Source organism: Azospirillum oryzae (assembly GCF_008364795.1).
Classification (GTDB): domain Bacteria; phylum Pseudomonadota; class Alphaproteobacteria; order Azospirillales; family Azospirillaceae; genus Azospirillum; species Azospirillum oryzae.
On the sequence record NZ_VTTM01000004.1, the window covers coordinates 89267 to 106535 of the forward strand.

13 protein-coding genes are annotated in these 17269 nt (G+C 66.6%); 6 read left to right on the plus strand and 7 right to left on the minus strand.

Features of this window, described 5'->3' with window-relative positions; translation table 11 throughout:
- The first annotated feature begins 22 nt into the window (after positions 1-22).
- The gene (locus tag FZ938_RS13895; RefSeq protein ID WP_149199087.1) at positions 23-1357 is read left to right on the plus strand and encodes an HlyD family type I secretion periplasmic adaptor subunit; all 1335 of its coding nucleotides are present in this window, start codon (positions 23-25) and stop codon (positions 1355-1357) included.
- A gap of 104 nt (positions 1358-1461) precedes the next feature.
- Here the strand turns inward: FZ938_RS13895 and FZ938_RS13900 are convergent, their stop codons facing one another.
- Positions 1462-1662 (minus strand): hypothetical protein, encoded by a 201-nt coding sequence (locus FZ938_RS13900; RefSeq protein ID WP_149199088.1) that lies wholly within the window; start codon positions 1660-1662, stop codon positions 1462-1464.
- A 319-nt stretch (positions 1663-1981) separates the two neighbouring features.
- Between FZ938_RS13900 and FZ938_RS13905 the strand changes: the two genes are divergently transcribed.
- Positions 1982-3544 carry a hypothetical protein gene (locus FZ938_RS13905; RefSeq protein ID WP_149199361.1) on the plus strand — a complete coding sequence of 521 codons (1563 nt, stop codon included), beginning with the start codon at positions 1982-1984 and terminating at the stop codon, positions 3542-3544.
- Positions 3545-3563: 19 nt separating this feature from the next.
- Here the strand turns inward: FZ938_RS13905 and FZ938_RS13910 are convergent, their stop codons facing one another.
- The gene (locus FZ938_RS13910; RefSeq protein WP_149199089.1) at positions 3564-4265 is read right to left on the minus strand and encodes a LuxR C-terminal-related transcriptional regulator; all 702 of its coding nucleotides are present in this window, start codon (positions 4263-4265) and stop codon (positions 3564-3566) included.
- Between the two features lie 208 nt (positions 4266-4473).
- Positions 4474-6006 (minus strand): PAS domain-containing sensor histidine kinase, encoded by a 1533-nt coding sequence (locus tag FZ938_RS13915; protein WP_149199090.1) that lies wholly within the window; start codon positions 6004-6006, stop codon positions 4474-4476.
- Positions 6007-6370: 364 nt separating this feature from the next.
- Here FZ938_RS13915 and FZ938_RS13920 point away from each other — a divergent pair, with 364 nt between their 5' ends.
- Positions 6371-8659: an FdhF/YdeP family oxidoreductase gene (locus tag FZ938_RS13920; RefSeq protein ID WP_149199091.1), complete on the plus strand. Its 2289-nt coding sequence runs from the start codon at positions 6371-6373 to the stop codon at positions 8657-8659.
- A gap of 66 nt (positions 8660-8725) precedes the next feature.
- Here FZ938_RS13920 and FZ938_RS13925 read toward each other — a convergent pair whose 3' ends face one another.
- The 4 genes from FZ938_RS13925 to FZ938_RS13940 form a co-directional block, all read right to left on the minus strand.
- Positions 8726-9310, minus strand: coding sequence for a hypothetical protein (locus FZ938_RS13925; RefSeq protein ID WP_149199092.1), 585 nt, complete (start codon positions 9308-9310; stop codon positions 8726-8728).
- Between the two features lie 132 nt (positions 9311-9442).
- Positions 9443-12346: a DNA polymerase I gene (gene polA / locus FZ938_RS13930; RefSeq protein ID WP_149199093.1), complete on the minus strand. Its 2904-nt coding sequence runs from the start codon at positions 12344-12346 to the stop codon at positions 9443-9445.
- A gap of 85 nt (positions 12347-12431) precedes the next feature.
- Positions 12432-13199, minus strand: coding sequence for a response regulator transcription factor (locus FZ938_RS13935; RefSeq protein ID WP_149199094.1), 768 nt, complete (start codon positions 13197-13199; stop codon positions 12432-12434).
- Positions 13200-13317: 118 nt separating this feature from the next.
- Complete coding sequence (locus tag FZ938_RS13940) at positions 13318-14154, minus strand: substrate-binding periplasmic protein (protein ID WP_246457217.1); 837 nt, start codon at positions 14152-14154, stop codon at positions 13318-13320.
- 478 nt (positions 14155-14632) lie between these two features.
- On the opposite strand from FZ938_RS13940, the gene FZ938_RS13945 reads away from it, so the two are divergent.
- Genes FZ938_RS13945 through siaC form a run of 3 tightly spaced genes read left to right on the plus strand, consistent with a single transcriptional unit; the run spans position 14633 to position 17260 of the window.
- The gene (locus FZ938_RS13945; RefSeq protein WP_149199095.1) at positions 14633-16300 is read left to right on the plus strand and encodes a SpoIIE family protein phosphatase; all 1668 of its coding nucleotides are present in this window, start codon (positions 14633-14635) and stop codon (positions 16298-16300) included.
- Between the two features lie 19 nt (positions 16301-16319).
- Positions 16320-16865, plus strand: coding sequence for a SiaB family protein kinase (locus tag FZ938_RS13950; protein WP_149199096.1), 546 nt, complete (start codon positions 16320-16322; stop codon positions 16863-16865).
- A gap of 20 nt (positions 16866-16885) precedes the next feature.
- A complete protein-coding gene (siaC, locus tag FZ938_RS13955; RefSeq protein WP_149199097.1) occupies positions 16886-17260 on the plus strand; it encodes a biofilm regulation phosphoprotein SiaC in 375 nt (124 codons plus the stop codon).
- The last annotated feature ends 9 nt before the right edge of the window (positions 17261-17269 follow it).

Consider the following 17269-nt stretch of genomic DNA (forward strand, 5'->3'; position numbering starts at 1 on the left):
TCGATTTCAGTGTGATCCGCAGATGGCCGCTTCAGACCTCGCCCGCCCCACCGGCAAATCGCTCAGCGCCGACGACGCGACGCTGTCGCTGGTCCGTGCGACCATCCTCGTGCTGGTCCTGCTGCTGGCAGCATTGCTGACCTGGGCCACGCTGATGCCGGTCAAAGAGGCCGTCGTCACCGCCGGGCAGGTGGTGCCGTCCGGCAACTCCCAGGTCGTCCAGCATCTGGAAGGCGGCATCGTGTCGGCCATCCTGGTCAAGGAGGGCGATCTGGTCGAGGCCGGCCAGCCGCTGATCGTCTTCGATCCCAAGCAGGTCCGGGCCGAGCGCGAGCAGATGAACGCCCGCCTGCTGACGCTGGAGCTGCGGGCGGAGCGGCTGCGCGCCTTCGCCGCCGGACGGGAGCCCGATTTCGCCCGCGTCGCCGGTCCCGGAACGCCACAGGCGGAGGCCCAAAAGGAGGCGCAAATCGCCGACCAGCGCCTGATCTACGACACCCAGCGCAAGGCGCGCGACACCGCCATCGCCGTGCTGCAGGCCCAGGTGTCGCAGCGCGAGGCCGAGCTGGCGCTGTATGAAGGGCAGCTGGCCAACATCAAGGACCAGATCACCTTCATCACCGGATCGGTCGACATCCGCAACAGGCTGGAATCCATGGGCCTGTCGTCGAAGCTGCAGTCGCTGGAAACCCAGCGCGAGCAGTCGCGCCTGATGGGCGAGCAGCGGCGGATCGAGGGCCAGATCATCGCCACCCAACAGGCGATCACCGAGGCCGGCAACCGCATCCTCGACCAGTCGGCCAAGCTGTCGCAGGACGCCGTGACCGAGATGGGCACCGTCACCGCCGAGATCGCCCAACTGCGCGAGGCCCGCGCCAAACTGGACGACCGCGCCGAGCGGCTGACCGTGCCGTCGCCGGTGCGCGGGCTGGTGCAGGATCTGCGGGTCAACACCATCGGCGCCGTGGTGCCGGAAGGCGGCGTGCTGATGCAGATCGTCCCGGTCGACCACGAGATGACGGTGGAGGCGCACGTCACCCCGCGCGACGTCGGCCATCTCCAGGTCGGGCAGGAGGCGACGGTGAAGGTGCTGACCTACGACTTTGCCCGCTACGGCGCCATCACCGGCACGCTGCAGCGCATCTCCGCCTCCACCTTCCTGGACGAGCAGAAGCGCCCCTACTACAAGGCGGTCGTGGCGCTCAGCCGCAACCATGTCGGCCGCGACGACGTCCAGCATCCGGTTCTGCCCGGCATGACCACCCAGGTGGAGATGCCCACCGGCGAGCGGTCGCTGCTGGAATATCTGCTGAAACCGATCTACTTCGCCCTGTCCGACAGCTTCAACGAACGGTGAGGGCGACCGGCGGGGGAGGCGCTGCCCTCCCCCGGAAACACGAAAGGCCGCCGGTCCGGAATTGGACGGGCGGCCCGCGATGGGAAGGAGCGGTGGTGCGGCGGTCAGTAGGCGCCGAGCGACCGGGCGGCGGCGGTGAATTCCTCGGCCAGCCAGCCTTCCTGCTCGATCAGGTGGCCCATCAGGCGCTTCAGCGCCGCCTCGTAGACCTCGGCGCGCTCTCCATCGGGCAGGCCCGCCGCGGCGAGACGGGCGACGAAGTCGTCCACCACCTGTTCGGCCTTCCGGGTGTCGACTTGGGTCATGACGGAAAACAACCTGGAGTTCGTGTCGGCAAGCTTCTGGGGAATCATCGGGGCGCCTTGATGCTGGACGCGTGGCCTACCCGAATAATGGGTCTACGACCGTCGGGTGTGAAGGTGCGATTTAGCGCTTAAATGAAATAAATTTAGGCTGCATTTGATACATCTCGTTTCATGTGCCTGCGGCCGGTGGCGAAAAGCGGCAAACCGCAAGCGCGGCACAGCTCCGACACAGCTCGACAGAATATGTCACGACATACCAGTAGCAATCATTGGTGCCAGTACCTAAAATTGCCGCGACTCAGCAGCGCCCGTGAACGCCATGGCCGGCCGCCCCAACCGCAGCGCCTCCCTTCAGACCGTTCCGCTCCACGCGGTGGAACCGGATCCGGCAGCCGTCAGCCTCGACAAGGTCAAGGCGATCCTGGCCCCGCTGGACCGGGCGCAGAAGTCCAAGCTGTTCGAACTGGTGCAGGCAGGCCATCTGGAAGACGACCAGATGACGGTGGAGGTCGGCCGCCTGATCGTCGCCATGCTGAACGGCCCGCGCACCGAACATGCCCGGCGCATCTGGACCGGCTGGTTCGACCCGGTGATGCTGCGCACCGATGCGCTGATGCTGGCGGAAAGCCGGCCGCCCGGCTGCATGCATGTGGTCGACGCCAGCGCCTGGTGGTTCGCCCTGCTGCCGCATCTGCGTGAGCTTGCCGGGCGGGTCCAGGCCGACATCGCCGACCGCGCCAGCGAAAATCCGCTCGACGCCGTCCTCGCCTCCCCCGCCGCCGCGGAGTGGGCGGAGGAGCTTCGCATCCGTTCGCTGGAAATCCTGCACCGGCGCGGCGCGGCCGGACCGCTGCTGGCGACCGCCAACGCCGAGCGGATCACCCTGCTGCGCAAGCGCGGACTGGCCGGCGTGGCGCCACTGTCGTTCGGCGATCTGGCGATGCTGGACGCCATGCTGGACCATGCCCCGCTGTGGAAGGGCGCCGTCCGTCCGCGCGACACCATCGGCATTCTGCACATCGTGTCGGAGATGGCGGAGCGCGGCGCCGCCACGGGTGGTGGGGCGGACGGTGCGATGCACTACGCCCTGGCCCTGTTGAACGGATCGCGCGATCCCGATCAGGCGCTGGCGCTCCATGGCCTGTCGCCCAACCCGGCTCTGGTCGAGGCGGCGGTCGGGCATGTTCAGTTCGCCTGGCAATGCCTGCGCCAGAAGCTGGAGGACCTGCATCTCGGCCGCCCCGCCCCGCCGCAGCTGACCGCCGGCGAGACGGTGGACCGGCTGCAGGAGCGCGCCTTCCGCTGGTACGACGCGCTTCAGGGCTTCGGCGTCGAGCGCGGCGGGCGCAACTGGGCGGCGGTGTCCGCCGCCGTCGGCCGGGTGACCGGGCTGGTGGAGGGAGAGGTGGTGCCGGTGCTGAGCCACCGCCTGCTGACGCTGAACGCCAGCAGTTCGGCCCGGCCGCTGATCGACCCGGTGCGCTTCATCAACGGCTTCAACCACCGGCTTCGCCGCCGCGGCATCGCCGCTTCGACCAACCCCTGGCTGACGGCGATCGGCGAGCATCTGGCCGGCCTGTTCCGGCAGATCGGCGCCTATGGCCGGGAGGACGCGCTGTCGGCCATGGCCGAGCTTTGCGAATTGGCGGAAGAAACCGGCTATCCCATCGAGGTGACCGCCATCGACAAGACACTGCTGGCCATCGCCGAGCGGGCGCTGCGCGACGGGCGCGAACTGAGCGCCGCCGAAAGCAAGCTGATCGAGCGCGTCGTCACCGTCGCCACCGAGGAACGCCGCCGCTGCCGCTGGTGGGTGTCGGGCGAACTGGTCAGCCTGTTGGACGCCGCCCAGCAGCGCGGCATCGGCCCGACTCCGCAATAAGTCTGACCGGCAAGCCCACTCAGGACGACAGCCTGATCCCCGCCTTCACGGTGGCCAGCGCCAGTTGGGTGCGGTTGCGCACGCCCAGCCGCTGCATCACCGTGCGCAGATGCACCTTGATGGTGCCCTCCAGCACCCCCAGCGAGCGGGCGATCTCCTTGTTCGACCGGCCTTCCAGCAGAAGGCGCAACACCTCGCGCTGACGTTCGGTCAGGCCGCTGACCGCTTCGCTTTCGCTGCGCACCGGCGCGGCGGCGGAGCCCAGCGCGATGCGGACCGGCCTGCCGTCGGGCGACGTCGGCGGTGCCGGTGCGAAGATGCCGCCCTCCAGCACGATCGGCAGCGCCTGGTCGAGCACCACGCCCTCGCAGCCCTTGTGGACAAAGCCACGCGCGCCGGCGCGGATGCAGGACGCGATGACATTGACGTCGGTCGTTCCGGAGACGACGATCAGCGGCACGTCGCCGGCCGCCTCCAGCATGTCGGTCAGGCCGCTGTGTTCGTCGCTGTCGCTCATCTGAAGGTCGTAGAGGATGGCGGCGAGGTCCGGCTCAGAGCGCACCTTGCGCACGGCCTCGGCCAGCGAACCCGCCTCGACGATCGCGACATGCTCGTAGCGCTGCCGCAGGGCCAGCGACAGGCCGTAACGAACCAGCGCATGATCGTCGACAATCAGGAACTTGAGCGGATCGTCGGAGGGGGTCCGACGGTCAGACACCATGTCCTGCTCCAGAGAGCCTTGAGCGTACTGCCCATGATGATCCACGTTTGTTCCTCTTCTCAGCTTGATTCAGGTGTAATCTCCCACCGATTTCGTGGGTCTCCTTAGCGAGAGTAGGGCCAAATGACAGCGAGGATGAACCACCCCATCCGGCTGGCCTCAAGGCGCAAGGGGCTAAGGAGTAATCAAATCGAAGGTGGCATAGCCGTCATTGGATACCGTTTCCAGCGGTGCTGCGCCGCCTTCCCCGGACGCCTCGCCTCCTGCTCCGACGGCCACCGGACTGCTGCACAAGCGGCACCGTGACCGAGAAGACCGACCCCCGCCCCGGACAGGACCGCAACCCGATCCGATGGTCGAGTTGACGGGCCAGCCGCGAGACGATCGCGAGGCCGAGCCCGACCCCGCGCCGCCGGTCACGACTGGTGGTGTCGAGTTGACGGAATTCTTCGAAGATAGCGGCCTGGTTGGCCTCCTCGATGCCGGGGCCGGTGTCCCACACCTCGATGCGCAGACAGCGCCGCCCCAGCGCGTCGCGGCAGCGGCGGCAGCCCAGCAGGATGGTTCCCGAAGCGGTGTACTTCAGCGCATTCGCGAGAAGGTTGCGCAGGATACGCTCCAGAAGCTGCGCATCGCTGAGCACCTCGGCATGACAGGGGACGACACGGAAGCGGATCCCACGCATCTCCGCCTGTATGGCGAACTCGCCTGCGATGCTTTCGAACATGACCGGCATCGGCACCGGCTCGATGGCCGGTTCAAGCGCCCCGGCATCAAGCCGCGCGGTGTCCAACATGCCGTCCAGCAGGGTACGGATCGACAGATGCGCCGCCAAAAGCCCGCCCAGGATCGGCCGTTCGGCGTCGCCGAGCCGATGGCGCAGCACGTCCAGGAACAGCCCCATCGACATCACCGGCTGGCGCAGGTCATGGCTGGCCGAAGCGAGAAGCCGGAGCTTGGCGGCATCGGCGGCACGGAGACGTTGCAGTTCCTCGTTGGATTTGGCGAGATGGGCGTTGGCTTCCTCGACCTGCTTCAGCGAGATGCGCAGTTCCTCGCCCATAATGCGCAGCTCTTCCCGGGAGGCCCGCAGCTCGGTGCTCGACTCGTTGGAAGCCTTGCTGAACCGATCCAATGCGCTCTCGCGCAGTGCCAGACGTTCCTGCACCTGATCCAGTTGCAGAAGGGTTGCGTCGTGCCGCACAGTCAAGGCGTTCAACTCGCAGCGCTGGCGTGCGATCACGGAGTCCGTCTCCGTCTGCCGGCGTTCCAGATCTTCGATCAGCGTCTGCGCCCGCTCAAGTTCGTCGTAAAGACGCTGGAAAGCCGATGACGACCGATCCTCCTTCAACTCGTCGGCGACACAGATGAAATGCTCGGTCTCGCCGCTGGGTCCGATCAGGGGGGCGATGACCATCGAGCACAGATATTCGCTGCCGTCCTTACGCCGGTTGACCAGGGTCCCGCGGGCGAACCGGCCGTCCAGCAGGTCGCGCATGATGGCGGCGGACACCGGCTTGTCGGTGCGCCCGCAATGCAGCATGCGGGGCGACCGGCCGATCACTTCATCCGCGCGATAGCCGGTGATGCGCGTGAAGGCCCCGTTGACATAGCGGATGACCGGCCCCGGCGCGGCAAGAGCCCGGTCGGTAATGATGACCGCCTGGTCCAGCCGGTCCCAGATCGGTTGGATCACCAGTGGCCAAGCTTTGGAATCCCGCAATCCCTGTGCATTCGACATGGCAATGCAGTCCACTTCAAGACCGGCATCCGGGGTGCAAGATGCCAAATCAGGACACCAGCGTCTGAAATGTACTGTTAACTGTCAGGAGGCGAAGTCGTTTCGGTCATATGACTTCGGAGATCTGGTCTGGTATTTGGATGCCGTTCGCGTCGCAGCGACAAGCCATGGCGCGGCCGATACATGCTTGCCGAAAACGATCATTCCAAATCCGGTTGTCTTCAGCATGACAGCATGAAGAAGGCACTGGGCGAGGCGATGGAGAAATGGGCCGGAACCGGATGGCCTCTGAAGGGTTGGACTGGAGACGGACGCAGGCAGCCCCCCGCAAGACATGCCCCGCAAGCAGCAAGAGACGCATCCCATGAGCATCGACGGACTGTCGGACGACAACGACACCCCGCATTACGACGGTCCGGCCGGTGGCTGGGGTTCGGTCGGGTCGATGGCCCGCATCATGGGAGAGGAACGGCCGACCCCCGCCGTGCTCGACACGCTGCGCCGGCAGAACAAGCCCGGCGGCTTCATGTGCGTGTCCTGCGCCTGGGCCAAACCGGCCAAGCCGCACACCTTCGAGTTCTGCGAGAATGGGGCCAAGGCGACGATCTGGGAACTGACCAGCCGGCGCTGCACGCCCGACTTCTTCACAGAGCACACCGTCACCGAGTTGAAGGGCTGGAAGGATTACGACCTGGAACAGCAGGGGCGGCTGACCCACCCCATGCGCTATGACCGGGCAAGCGACCGCTATGTGCCCTGCGGCTGGGACGAGGCCTTCGCCGCCATCGGGGCGGAGCTGCGCGCCATCGACCCCGAACAGGCGGTGTTCTATTCGTCGGGCCGCGCCAGCCTGGAGACCTCATATCTCTATGCGCTGTTCGCGCGGCTTTATGGGCACAACAATCTGCCCGACAGCTCCAACATGTGCCACGAGACGACCTCGGTTGGCTTGAAGAAGGTCATCGGCTCGCCGGTCGGTACATGCGTGCTGGACGATTTCGACAGCTGCAACGCCATCTTCTTCTTTGGGCAGAACACCGGGTCGAACAGCCCCCGCCTGCTCCATCCGTTGCAGGAGGCGGTGAAGCGCGGGGCGAAGATCGTCACCTTCAACCCCGTGCGGGAAAAGGGGCTGGAAAGCTTCCGCAATCCGCAAAGCCCGCTGGAGATGCTGACCGGCAAGGAAACCCAGATCTCCACCCTGTATTTCCAGTTGAAGGCCGGCGGCGACATCGCGGCGATCACCGGCCTGATCAAGCATGTGCTGGCGGCGGAGGAGGAACGGCAGCGGGAGGGCAAGCATGTCCTCGACCCCGATTTCATCGCCCAGCACACCGTCGGCTTCGAGGAGATGAAGGCGCGGGTCAACGCCATCGGCTGGGAGCAGATCGAGGAGGAATCCGGCCTGACCCGCGCCGACCTGAAGCAGGCCGCCGACATCTATGTCGAGGCCGACCGTTCCATCGCCATGTACGGCATGGGCCTGACCCAGCAGGTGCACGGGTCGGAGACGCTGGCGGCGCTCGTCAATCTATGGCTGCTGAAGGGCAACATCGGCCGCGACGGCGCGGGCATCTCCCCCGTGCGCGGTCATTCCAACGTCCAGGGACAGCGCACCGTCGGCATCTCCGAAAAGCCGGAGCTGGTGCCGCTCGACCGGCTGGCCGGGCAGTTCGGCTTCGAACCGCCGCGCAAGGAGGGGATGAATACCGTCAAGGCTTGCGAGAAGATCCTGTCGGGCGAGGTGAAGGCCTTCATCGGCCTCGGCGGCAACTTCGTCCGCGCGATCCCCGAACGCGAGCGGATGGAGGCGGCCTGGACCCGCATGCGTCTGACCGTGCAGATCGCGACCAAGCTGAACCGCAGCCACCTGATCAACGGCGAGGTCGCCTATCTGCTGCCCTGCCTCGGCCGGTCGGAGGAGGATATGCAGGAGAGCGGCGCGCAGGCGGTAACGATGGAGGACAGCCTGAGCTGCATCCACGGCTCGCTTGGCAACAACACGCCGGCCAGCCCGCACCTGAAGTCGGAGGTCGCCATCGTCGCCGGCATGGCCAAGGCGACCCTGCCGCCCAACCCGAAGGTGACGTGGGACGCGTGGGTGGCCGATTACCGCCGCATCCGCGCGCTGATCGAGGAGACCTATCCCGACCAGTTCCACCGCTTCAACGAACGGGTCTTCACCCCCGGCGGCTTCTACCGCGGCAATCCGGCGCGCGAGCGGATCTGGAAGACCGAGTCCGGCAAGGCCCACTTCACCCCGCCGGGCCGCCTGCGCGCCATCGGCTTCGAGGATGCGCCGGGGCGCTGGCGGCTGATGACGATGCGGTCGAACGACCAGTTCAACACGACGATCTACGGCTATTCCGACCGCCTGCGCGGGATCGAGGGCACCCGCGACGTGCTGCTGATGAACCCGCTCGACATCGCCGCGGCGGGCTTGCGCGAGGGTCAGGTGGTCGCGCTGGCGAGCGATGCCGGCGACGATGTCGACCGCCGGGTGGGCGGGCTGACGGTGACTCCCTTCCACCTGCCGCGCGGCTGCGTCGGGGCGTACTACCCGGAGATGAACCCGCTGATTCCGCTATGGTACCACGACGAGGCGTCGAAGACGCCGGCGGCGAAGGGGGTGCCGGTGCGGATTGTTGTGTAGGGGGTGGCAGTGGGCGGGGCCTGAGCGGCTGCCCGTCGATGCCGGCGCGTTCCGCACCGAAGCGGATCAGGTGAAGTTGTCGCCCAACCCGAGATTCTTCAGGTTGAAGCCGGCATCCTTGCAGGTCTGGCGGACCTTGCGGACGGCGGCCAGCAGTTCCTTGCTCTGGCTGAGCGTCGGCGAGGTGCGGAGAATTTGTGCGAAAAGCTCCTGATTCATCTGGTATCTCAGTGTGTCCTTGGGGTCGCTTTCCAGATGAAGAAGGAACATGTCGTCGAAGATGTTGCTGTCGACGGTGCGGGACTTCGAAGTCTTCACACGTTTGAACCAGCTCATGCTCTTCGCGAGCTTCGAGTTCTGCTCGACCGTCTTCATCTCACTGGCGAGCTTGGCGTAGGCGGCGCTGTCGTCGTCACGGTCACCGAGAAACATCTTGAAGATGCACAACGCCTTCGTCTTGGTCGGCTCGGCGCGGAAATCCAGCACCATCCAAGGAAACAGTACCCGTTTGAGACGGTCGATCGATGTCTCGACCGAATCCACATCCATGTTCTTGGCGATCGCCCCCTGGCTCCGCGACAAGGCGGCATAGACCAGGGCGCGCCGGGTCTCCGCCGGAGCGAAAGCGATCTTCTGGGCAACGGACGTCACGATAACCCCTCCCTATCAAAGGGATATTTTCGATCCGTCCGGGCTAACACACATAACGATGCAGACTCAACATGTTGCGCACTTCGGGTGCGGCGGATGAATTTTGCCGTCCTCGAAGTGCGCAACACCCCCTCAGTGCGCCTCTTCCCAATTATCCCCGATCCCAGCCTCCGCCACCAGCGGCACGCCGAGGTGCGCCGCCCCCTCCATCACCTCGCGCACGATTCGCGCGGCGTCCACCGCCTCCGCTTCCGGCACCTCGAACAGCAGTTCGTCGTGCACTTGCAGAAGCATCCGTGCGCTGCTGCCCGCGGCGGCGAGCGCGGCCGGCATGCGGTTCATCGCACGCTTCATGATGTCGGCGGCGGTGCCCTGGATCGGGGCGTTGATCGCCTGACGCTCGGCGAAGGCGCGGCGGGCGGCGTTCTTTTCCTGGATGCCGGGCATGTAGCAGCGGCGGCCGAACAGCGTCACCACATAGCCGTGCTGGCGGGCGAAGGCCTTGATCGACTCCATCCACACCTTCAGCTCATGGAAGCGTTCCAGATAGGTCTTGATGAAGGCGTTGGCCTCCCCCGGCGCGATGCCGAGCTGGCGGCCGAGGCCGAAGCCGGAGATGCCGTAGATGATGCCGAAGTTGATCGCCTTGGCCTTGCGGCGGATGTCCGGCGTCATCTGCTCCAGCGGGATGCCGAAGACCTGGGCGGCGGTGGCGGCGTGAATGTCCAGCCCGTCGCGGAAGGCGTCCTTCAACGCCTGGATGTTCGCCATCTCCGCCACCAGACGCAGTTCGATCTGCGAGTAATCGACGCTCAGCAGCTTATGGCCGGGTGAGGCGACGAAGGCGCGGCGGATCTTCTTGCCCTCCTCCGTCCGTACCGGGATGTTCTGCAGGTTGGGGTCGGTGGAGGACAAACGCCCGGTGTTGGTCGCCGCCAGCGCGAAGGCGGTGTGGACGCGGCCGGTGATGGGCGAGATCTTCTCCTGCAGCGCGTCGGTGTAGGTGCTTTTCAGCTTGGCAAGCTGGCGCCAGTCGAGCACGCGCTGGGCGATGCTGTGGCCCTGCTCCGCCAGTTCCTCCAGCACGCTGCTGTCGGTGGAATAGGCGCCGGTCTTGCCCTTCTTGCCGGTGCCGAGCTTCATCGTGTCGAACAGGATCTCACCCAGCTGCTTGGGCGAGCCGATGTTGAAGGTCTGGCCGGCCAGCGTGTGGACGTCCTTCTCGATCTCGGCGAGGCGGACAGACAGACTCTGCGACAGGTCGGACAGCGCCTTCTTGTCGATGCGCACGCCGGCCCGCTCCATGTCCGCCACCACCGGGACCAGCGGGCGGTCCAGCGTCTCGTACACGGTGACCATGCGGTCGTCCACCAGACGCGGCTTCAGCAGCGTCCACAGGCGCAGCGTGATATCGGCATCCTCGGCGGCATAGGCCAGCGCCTTATCCAGCGGCACGCGGTCGAAGGTGATCTGGTTCTTGCCGGTGCCGCAGACCTCCTTGAAGGGGATCGGCGTGTAGGCGAGGTGCAGTTCCGCCAACTCGTCCATGCCGTGGCCGTGGGACCCGCCCTCCAGCACGTAGGAGATCAGCATGCTGTCGTCCACCGGCGAGACATTGATGCCGTTGCGGGCGAACAGCTGGTGGTCGAACTTGAAGTTGTGGCCGATTTTCAGGACCGACGGGTCCTCCAGCACGTCCTTCAGGATCGCCATCGCCTCGGTCGTGGGGATCTGCTTGGGCGGCGGCGGGGCGTCGAAGTCCAGCTGGCCGGCGGCGGCGGTCGAGGCGCCATGGGCGAGCGGGATGTAGCAGGCGATGCCCGGCTCGGTGGACAGCGAGACGCCGACCAGCGTGGCGGTGGCCGGGGTCAGGCTGTCGGTCTCGGTATCGACCGCCAGCACGCCGGTCTCGCGCGCCCGCTCGACCCAGCGGCGCAGCGCGTCGGCGTCCTGCACCAGCTCATAGCGCACCTCCGGCACATGCAGCACCGTCTTGCGGGCCGGGCGGTCCTCTCCGGCCGGGCCTTCGGCCGGCGCCGGAGAGGTTGCGGCGGGGGTGGCTGCCGAATGGGAGGACGCAGGCGTGCCACCGGCCCCGTCGGCGATGCGGCCGTCCTTCTGCATCTCCATCTCGACGCGAGAGACGATGCTGCGGAAGCCCTGGGCCTTCAGGAAATCGATCAGACGCTGGTGGTCGGGCTCGCGCACCCGCAGCTCGTCCAGCGGCTTGGGCGGCGGCACCTGATCGTCCAGCAGGACCAGACGGCGGGAGACGCGGGCCAGATCGGCGAACTCGATCAGCTTCTGGCGACGGGCCGGCTGCTTGATCTTCTCGGCATTGGCCAGCAGCGCTTCCAGGTCGCCATATTCGGTGATGAGTTGGGCGGCGGTCTTCACGCCGATGCCGGGCACGCCGGGAACATTGTCGACGCTGTCGCCGGCCAGCGCCTGGACGTCCACCACCTTGTCCGGCGGGACGCCGAACTTCTCGAACACCTCGTCGGGGCCGATGGTCTTGTTCTTCATCGGGTCGAACATGCCGACACCGGGGCGGACCAACTGCATCAGGTCCTTGTCCGACGACACGATGGTGACCGGACGGCCGGCCTCCTGCGCCAGACGGGCGTAGGTGGCGATCAGGTCGTCGGCCTCGAAGCCCTCCAGCTCCAGACAGGGCAGGCAGAAGGCCTCCGTCGCCTCGCGGATCAGGGCGAACTGCGGCTTCAACTCCTCCGGCGGTTCCGGGCGGTGGGCCTTGTAGTCGGGATAGAATTCGTTGCGGAAATTCAGCCGCTTGCTGTCGAAGACCACCGCCACCGCTTCCGCCTTGGCGTCGGCCAGCAGCTTCAGCAGCATGTTGGAAAAGCCCAGCACCGCGTTGACCGGCGTGCCGTCCGGCCGCGTCAGCATCGGCAGCGCGTGGAAGGCGCGGAAGATGAAGCCCGACCCGTCGACCAGATACAGGCCGCTGCCGTCGCCGCCCGGATTGGCCTTGGCTTCGGTCGCGGTGTTCTCGGAGGCGGTGGCATCAGTCATGGCGGTCTCTCGTCCCTTCCTTGCGGGCGCTACCATCGCCGAAGGAGGGCCGGGAGTCGAGTGCCGAGACCGGGGTAAAGCGCCCTCAGCCGGTGCTGTCCTCCACCGCGCTGGTCACCACCGGGCCGACGAAGGCATAGCCGACGCCGTGCACCGCCTGGACCGGCAGGGCGCAGCCGCTGCGCTCCTCCACCTTGATGCGCAGGCGGCGGACCAGCGAGTCGATGGAGCGGCTGTAGGGGTCCCAGTCACGGCCGGTCAGCGCCAAGGAGATGTCCTGGCGGCTCACCGCTTCGCCGGGCGCGGTGACCAGCAGCGAGAGGAACTTGTACTCCGTCGCGGTCAGCGGCACGGCGGCGCCGGTCGGCGGCTGGATGCGCCATTCGATGTCGTCGAACAGCCACGCCTTGCGCAGGTCCGCCGACGGTGCACCGACGGGAGCGGCGGGCGGCGGCGGGACATGGTCCGCGGCGGGCGGCGAATCGGCGCCCTTCTGCATCCGGCGCATCAACGCCTTGACCTGCGCCTCCACCTCGCGGAAATCGACCGGCTTGACCAGATAGACGTCGGCGCCAAGTTCCAAACCGATGACGCGGTCGATCAGGCTGGAGCGTGCCGTCAGCATGATGATGGCGGCCGGCGAGCCGGCGCGGATCCGGCGGGCGACGGAAAAGCCATCCTCGTCCGGCAGGTTGATGTCGAGCACGATCACGTCGGCCGGCCCTGCCTCCAGCAGCCGGTCCAGTTCCGCACCGCGCGACGCCCCCCGCACCTCGAAGCCGCAACGGTCGAGATATTCGACAAGATCGTCACGAAGGTCGGCTTCGTCCTCGACCACAATGATCCGGGCCACGACGCCTCACGCCCCCAATTCACATTCGTATGAGGTTATCTTAAACGCCTGGACGGGTTACGCAAACCCTATCGGACGAATGGAATAAACGAAGCCGCGCAATATCGGTTCCGCTGCCTTACCGATTGGACAGGTAACGGTCGCCGACCGTCGCGGCATAGCGCGCAACCCACTCGCGGTCGATGGCGTCGACGCGGCCCTTCGCCTTCAGCTCGGCAAAGCAGCGGTCGAAGTCGGCGCGCAGCGACTCGTCGCGGAAAACCATGCTGTAGGACGTCGGCGGGAAGATGGCGGTGAACTGCACCGGCTGGGCCGGATCGAACGGCAACCCGCCGGCAGATTTCGCCTTTTCCTGAAGCTGGCGGTTGTATTCGGCGAAGATCAGGCCGTCGGCCAGCACCGCATCCACCCGGCCGGCGAACAGCAGGTTGGAATGCACCATCTGGTCGGCGCGCTCGCGGAAATCGCCGAAGCTGGGGATCGCGGCGCGCAGGCCCGGCAGCACGTCCGGCGCGCCGGAAAAGGTGATGACCCGCTTGCCCGCCAGATCGGCCAGCGACCGCACCGTCAGGCCGCTGCTTTTCAGCACCGAGGCGCCGTTCTGGTAGAAGATATAGGGGACGGAGCGGGACCCCGGCATCTCCATTCCCGCCGGAACGGTGGTGACGGCATCCACGTGGCCGCCCGCCTGCACACCGTCGCGATAATCGTTCCAGTGGCGGCCGAAGGGGACAACCTTGAAATGCGCCTCATGCCCGCAGGCGGCCAGGGTTTCCGTGATGATGGACGCCTCGCGCCCGGTGCCGTCGGCGGTCATCATCGGCGGCAGTTCCGGCGCCAGGATCGTCACCGGGCGGGCCGCAGCGGGCAGCGCCGCGGAGACGAGTCCGATGATCAGGGCGAGGCGGGCCGCGACGTCCATCGGGGCAGCGAATGCACGAACACCGAACGCCATCCTTCGCACTCCGTCCTTGCCAGCCTGAGATCAAGTCCGCCGCAACCGCCGCGGCCAGCCCGGAGGCTGTCCGTCCCGGAAAGTAGCATGGACGACGGCGCGGTCGTCCACGGAAATTCCCGCGTCCGGCAAAGGCTTCGGCGACTTGAAAGGGAGGGCATGTCACAGTTCGTCGCATTTGGTTGGGTTTGGTCGCCGGCCGTTGCCGGTCGTTCCGATTTTTCCGGTCACTCCGACAATGAACACCCCTTTGCCAAATGTTATTTCAGGACTGAGTAATTCGATCGTGCTATGGATAGGCTCATCGGCCACTCGCATGACGCCCGCCGGCTGGCTTGATGACTGTCGGCATGTTGCACGCGGGGGTGGATTTACTGATGGAAATGGGACTACCGCACCCCCGAACCTCCGGGCCGGGGGTGGCATGAAACCCGCCATGGATGCAAAGGCCACGATCGGCCGGGTCAGGAGGATGTGGATGAGCGTCACGGGATGGGACGACACCGAATCCTATACGCTTCGCGGCGCCGGCCCCCGTGGATCGGGTGACGAGGTCGCCCGCGCCGGCGGATCGTCTCTGCTGACACGCGTCATTCTGATGATCGTCGGCTGCACGCTGCTGGTCGGGCTGATCGCCATGGGCGTGTCGTCCGTGCTGGTCGGCCGGCAGCAGCGCGACGCCCTGACCCACCGCGCGACCCTGGTCGGCACGCTGCAGGCGTCGGCCATGGGGCAGGCTGTGTGGGAGTTCGACACCCGCGCGGTGGAGGCGATGATCCGTGGCCTGATGGCCGAGGACCCGGCGGTGCGCGGCGTCAAGGTATGGGCGGCGACCGGCGGGCGCGGCGGCCATGGCGAACCGCTGGTGGAACTGGACCGGCCGGCCGGCCGGGCGGAACTGGCGACCGTCGAACGGCAGATCGTGATGTCCGGCAGCAACGGCGAGCGCACGATGGTCGGCCTGCTGCGCATGACCTATTCGCTGGAGGAGGCGGAAAGCGCCACCCTGACGGCGCTGGCGCCGATGGCCGGACTTGTCTTCTTCTCGCTGCTCGCCGTCATCGGCATGATCAGCGTTCTGCTGAACCGGCTGGTGCTGGCGCCGCTCGCCCGGCTGACGCGGTCGGCGGGGGCCATCGCCGCCGGCGACTACCGCGTGCGCCTGCGCAACAGCCGTTCCGACGAAATCGGCCAGCTGACCCTCGCCTTCAACCACATGGCGGAAACAGTCCACGACTATACCGAGCGGCTGGAACAGCGCGTCGCCGAACGGACGGAGGAACTGCGCCAGTCCAACGACCAGCTGGCCGTCGTCAATCGGCAGGTGATGGACAGCATCCAGTATGCCAGCCTTCTGCAGTCGGCCATCCTGCCCGACGAGCGCGAGATGGCGCGGCGGCTGGACGGGCTGTGCGTGCTGTGGCGGCCGCGCGACGTGGTGGGCGGCGATTTCCACATCTTCCGCGAGTTGGAGGATGGCCGCTTCCTGATCGGCGTCGCCGACTGTTCCGGCCATGGCGTGCCGGGCGCCTTCATGACGATGACGGTGTCGGCCATCCTAGACCATGTGCTGTCGGAAACGCCGGGCAGCGATCCGGCGGCGATCCTGGGCGGGCTGAACCGCATGGTGCGCGCGGCGCTGGCCCGCGGACGCGACAACCCGCGCTTCGACAACGGGCTGGACATCGGGCTGTGCCTGGTGCGGCCGGACCAGGGCGACCTGCTGTTCGCCGGCGGCCGGATCGGCCTGCACATCGTCGACTCCGGCACCGACAAGGTCGGCGAGGTGAAGGGCGATCCGCAGAGCCTGGGCTATCGCCGCTCCGACATCGGCCACCGCTTCGCCACCCACCGGGTGGAACTGGCGCCGGGCCGCAGCTTCTACCTGACCACCGACGGTTTCCTCGATCAGGCCGGCGGCGCCCGCGGCTTCGGCTTCGGCAACCGCCGCTTCAGCACCATGCTGCTGGAGCACGACGCGATCCCGATGGCCGAGCGCAGGACCGCCTTCGTGCAGGCCCTGGCCGAGCATCAGGGCGAGCGGCCCCAGCGCGACGACATCACTCTGGTCGGCTTCACCGTTTCACCGGCATTCGCGGCGGTTTCGGCTGCGGACGCATCCTCATCCCACCCCGTCCACCCGTAAGGCAGGTCGTCAAGTCACGATGAAAGGCAACGAACTCTTCAACCTGCAGGAACTGCTGTCGCGGCAGAAGCTGCTGATCTGCTTCAGCGGCCCCTTCAGCCACAGCGTCATCGAGGAGCTGGGCAAGGCGGTCCGCAACCATCTGGAAAATGAGCGGATCGAGAAGTCGGCGATCATGGACGTCTTCTCCGTCTATGTGGAGCAGGCCCAGAACGTCCGCAATTACACGGCGTCGCGCGAAACGCTGGGCCGGCCGATCCCGGCCAACAGCGGCATCGTGGTGATCGGCAAGGATGGCGACCATTACGTCGTCAGCTCCGGCAATCTGGTGGAGGCGGACGACGTTCCCGGCCTGTCGGCGATGCTGGAGAAGCTGCGCGGGCTGGACAAGGCCGGCCTCAAGGCGGTCTACAAGGAACAGTCGCGCAAGCCGCGCGAGCCGGGCGCCAGCGGCGCCGGGCTGGGGCTGATCGACATGGCGCGCAAGGCCACCCGGCCGCTGGAATACTCGCTGCGCGCCGTGGACGACGCCTATTTCTTCTTCAGCCTTGAAGTCCAGCTATAAGAAATCACGGAACACGCATAATGGACAGTTTACGGATCGAGGCAACCTCCTGCTCGCCCCTGATCGATTTCGATCCGGCGGCCGGGCTGTTGCGCATCGAAGGGGAATCCTATCCGGAGAACTCCTTCGACTTCTATGCGCCGGTGTTCGGCTGGCTGGAGGAGTATCTGAAGGCCCCCGCCCCGGCGGTGGTGCTGGACATCGGGCTGAGCTATCTCAACACCAGCAGCATCAAATGCATGATCGACGTGCTGGAGATGCTGGACGGCGCCCATCAGAACGGGCAGACGGTGTCGGTGCGCTGGCATTACGACCGCGACAATGACCGCGCGCTCGACATGGCCGAGGAATTTGCCGAGGACGTGTCGCTGCCTTTCGAAATTCTGGCGCACTGATCGCGCACT